The organism is Rhodosalinus sp., assembly GCF_041685465.1.
Classification (GTDB): domain Bacteria; phylum Pseudomonadota; class Alphaproteobacteria; order Rhodobacterales; family Rhodobacteraceae; genus Rhodosalinus.
On sequence record NZ_JAWLFS010000120.1, the window covers coordinates 1 to 3,504 of the forward strand.

The 3,504-nt window shown below is 69.5% G+C and carries 4 protein-coding genes; all 4 read left to right on the forward strand.

Annotated features, from left to right (window positions below):
- A partial coding sequence (gene queA / locus ACESL7_RS09355; protein ID WP_372893055.1) for a tRNA preQ1(34) S-adenosylmethionine ribosyltransferase-isomerase QueA occupies nucleotides 1–654 on the forward strand: 654 nt, incomplete at its 5' end.
- A gap of 64 nt (nucleotides 655–718) precedes the next feature.
- Complete coding sequence (locus ACESL7_RS09360; RefSeq protein WP_372893056.1) at nucleotides 719–1,990, forward strand: MFS transporter; 1,272 nt, start codon at nucleotides 719–721, stop codon at nucleotides 1,988–1,990.
- Between the two features lie 111 nt (nucleotides 1,991–2,101).
- Nucleotides 2,102–2,686: a DUF924 family protein gene (locus tag ACESL7_RS09365; protein WP_372893057.1), complete on the forward strand. Its 585-nt coding sequence runs from the start codon at nucleotides 2,102–2,104 to the stop codon at nucleotides 2,684–2,686.
- 74 nt (nucleotides 2,687–2,760) lie between these two features.
- A partial coding sequence (locus ACESL7_RS09370; RefSeq protein ID WP_372893058.1) for an FAD-dependent oxidoreductase occupies nucleotides 2,761–3,504 on the forward strand: 744 nt, incomplete at its 3' end.

Here is a 3,504-nt window from a genome sequence, read left to right on the forward strand (position 1 = left end):
GAGTGCGACCTCACCGGCATGGATTTCGACGGGGCGCGGGCGCGCCCCGGCGCCATGCCGCTGCCGCCCTACATCGAGCGCCGCCGCGCCGCGGATGCGCGGGACACCGAGGACTATCAGACCGTCTGGGCCCGCCGCCCCGGCGCGGTGGCCGCCCCGACGGCGAGCCTGCATTTCGACGAGGCGCTGCTCGACGCGCTGCGCGCCGCGGAAATCGGCATGACCCACGTCACGCTGCACGTCGGCGCGGGCACCTTCCTGCCGGTGAAGGTGGACGACGTGACCGAGCATCGCATGCACGCCGAATGGGGCGAGGTGAGCGAAGAGGCGGCCGCCGAAATCGCCGGGACGCGCCGCGCGGGCGGGCGCATCATCCCGGTGGGCACGACCGCGCTGCGCCTGCTGGAGACCGCGGGGCAGGGCGGCGAGGTGGTGGCATGGTCGGGCGACACGGACATCTTCATCTATCCGGGGTTCGAGTTCCGCGCGGCCGACGCGCTGATGACCAATTTCCACCTGCCGAAATCCACGCTGATGATGCTCGTCGCGGCCTTCATGGGGACCGAGCGGATCCGGCGGATCTACGCTCACGCGATCACGGAACGGTATCGCTTCTTCTCCTACGGCGACGCCTCGCTTCTGGTGCCGGAGTGACGCGCGCGGCCCGGCGCCTTTCGGCAAGACCGGCGCGGGCGGACCGCGTGGAAACGGGGACACCATGCTGAGCGTGCTCAACAGCGCCTGGGCGCTCCTGCTCGGGCTTCTTCTGCTGATGATCGGCAACGGCCTGCAGGGGACGCTCCTCGGCGTGCGGGGCGAGATCGAGGGGTTCTCGGCCTTCGAGATGTCGATCGTGATGGCGGCCTATTTCGTGGGCTTCCTCGGCGGCTCGCGCATGGCGCCGCGCATGATCGCGCGGGTGGGGCATGTGCGCGTCTTCTCGGCGCTGGCCTCCATGGTCTCGGCGGTGGTGATCCTCTTTCCGGTCTTCACCGACCCCTGGGCCTGGTCGGTGGGGCGGCTGATCATCGGCTTCTGCTTCTCGGGCGTCTACGTCACCGCCGAGAGCTGGCTCAACAACACGTCGACCAACGAGACGCGGGGCCAGACGCTCGCCATCTACGTCCTGGTGCAGATGATCGGGCTGATCCTCGGGCAGGCGCTTCTCGTGGTGGCGGACCCCTCGGGCTTCGTGCTCTTCGTGATCCCGGCGGTTCTGGTCTCCATCTCCTTCGCGCCGATCCTGCTGTCGGTGGCGCCGGCGCCGGCCTTCGGCACCGCCAAGCGGATGACGCTCGCGGAGCTCTACCGCGCCTCGCCCCTCGGCCTGATCGGGATGCTCCTTCTCGGCACGGTCTTCTCGGCGCAGTTCGGCATGTCGGCGGTCTACGGCGCCGCGGCGGGGCTTTCGGTGCGCGAGATCTCGGTCTTCGTGTCGGCCTTCTTCGTCGGCGCGCTGGTGCTGCAGTATCCGCTCGGCTGGCTGTCGGACCGGATGGACCGCCGGGTGCTGATCCTCGGCCTGTCGGTCGTGGGCACGGCGGGCGCGGTGCTGGGCCTCATGCTCGGTGCCGCGCGGACCGAGTTCCTGCTGGCGGCGGCCTTCGCGATCGGCGCGGTGGCCAACCCGCTCTATTCGCTGCTCATCGCCTATACCAACGACTTCCTCGAGGCCGAGGACATGGCCGCCGCGTCGAGCGGGCTCGTCTTCGTCAACGGGGTCGGCGCCATCATCGGTCCGCTGGCGACGGGCTGGGGCATGCAGGTGGTCGGCCCGCCGGGGTTCTTCGCCACCATCGCGGGCTTCTTCGCGCTGCTGTCGATCTATGCCGCGTGGCGGATGACGCGCCGGCCGGCGCCGGCTGCCGAAGAAACGGGCAGCTACGCACCGCTCGGGCCGACCGTGACCCCGGTCGCCGTCGAGTTCGCCCAGGAATACGCGATCGATACCGCGCTGGAGGAACAGGAAAATCCGGGAAGCGGCGCGTGAGGCGCGCGTCAGGGCTGTTGCAATTCGTGAAAGACGAGCGCTTGAGCCGCGGCGGATGCGGGTCTTTACTGGTCCTTGTGTAAAAATTGTCTCGACACAAGGGAGTACGGGATGACCGGCGCGGAGGAGGTCCTGAGTTTCTGGCTCGACGAGGTCGGGCCGGACGGATGGTACAAGGTCGACCCCGGCCTCGACGCCCGCATCCGCGAGCGCTTTCTGGGCATGTGGGAGGGCGCGGCGGAGGGCCGCTTCGCGCTCTGGCTCACCTACCCCTCGGGCGCGCTGGCCTACATCATCCTCACCGACCAGTTCCCGCGCAACATGTTCCGCGGGACGCCGCGCGCCTTCGAGACCGACGTGGCTGCGCTCGCGGCGGCAAAATCGGCAATCCAGCGCGGCTGGGACCTGCGGATCGACGAGCCGGCGCGGCAGTTCTTCTACCTGCCGCTCATGCACTCGGAGAACCTCTGCGATCAGGACCGCTCGGTGCGCCTCATCTGCGAGCGGATGCCGGAGTCGGGCGCCGATAACCTGATCCATGCGCGCGCCCACCGCGAGGTGATCCGCCGCTTCGGCCGTTTCCCCTACCGCAACGCGGCGCTGGGCCGCGCGGACACGACGCCCGAGAAGAGCTTCCTCGATGGCGGCGGTTACGGCGCCGTGGTCCGCGGCATGGAAGAGGTCGCGGCGGCCTGAGCGACCGGCACGCCATTGTCCCCGAGGGACGTTTCGCATAGCGTTCTGCCGCGAAGTACGCGGCAGGAGGCGACATGGCGAGCAGGTCTTTCGATGTCATCGTGATCGGCGCGGGGCCGGGGGGCTACGTCTGTGCCATCCGCGCCGCGCAGCTCGGCCTCTCGGTCGCCATCGTCGAGCGCGAGCACATGGGCGGCATCTGCCTCAACTGGGGCTGCATCCCGACGAAGGCGCTGCTGCGCACCTCCGAACTCTACCACCAGATGCACCGCGCGGGCGACTTCGGCCTCGCGGCTGAGGGTATCAGCTTCGACTTCGACAAGGTGATCGACCGCTCGCGCAAGGTCGCGGGGCAACTCGCGTCCGGTGTCGACCACCTGATGAAGAAGAACAGGGTGACCGTCGTGCGCGGCGCCGGGCGTCTTGCGGGCGAGGGCCGCGTCGCCGTGACCACAGAGACGGGCGAGGAGGTGCTGGAGGCCCCGCACGTCGTGATCGCCACCGGCGCCCGCGCCCGTGAACTGCCGGGTCTCGAGGCCGACGGCACGCGCGTCTGGACCTATCGCCACGCGCTGAAGCCGCCGCACATGCCGGACCGCCTGCTGGTCATCGGGTCGGGTGCGATCGGCGTGGAGTTCGCGAGCTTCTATCACACGATGGGCGCGCAGGCGACGGTGGTCGAGGTGCAGGACCGCGTGCTGCCCGTCGAGGACGCGGAGATCAGCGCCTTCGCGCGCAAGGCCTTCGAGAAGCAGGGAATGGAGATCCGCACCGGCGCCACGGTCAAGAAACTCGAGCGCCATGCCGACCGGGTCACC

Bases quoted from the DNA above. Each gene is read 5' to 3' on its own strand.
- ACESL7_RS09365 (WP_372893057.1), top strand. From the start codon at position 2,102: ATGACCGGCGCGGAGGAGGTCCTGAGTTTCTGGCTCGACGAGGTCGGG.
- ACESL7_RS09360 (WP_372893056.1), top strand. From the start codon at position 719: ATGCTGAGCGTGCTCAACAGCGCCTGGGCGCTCCTGCTCGGGCTTCTT.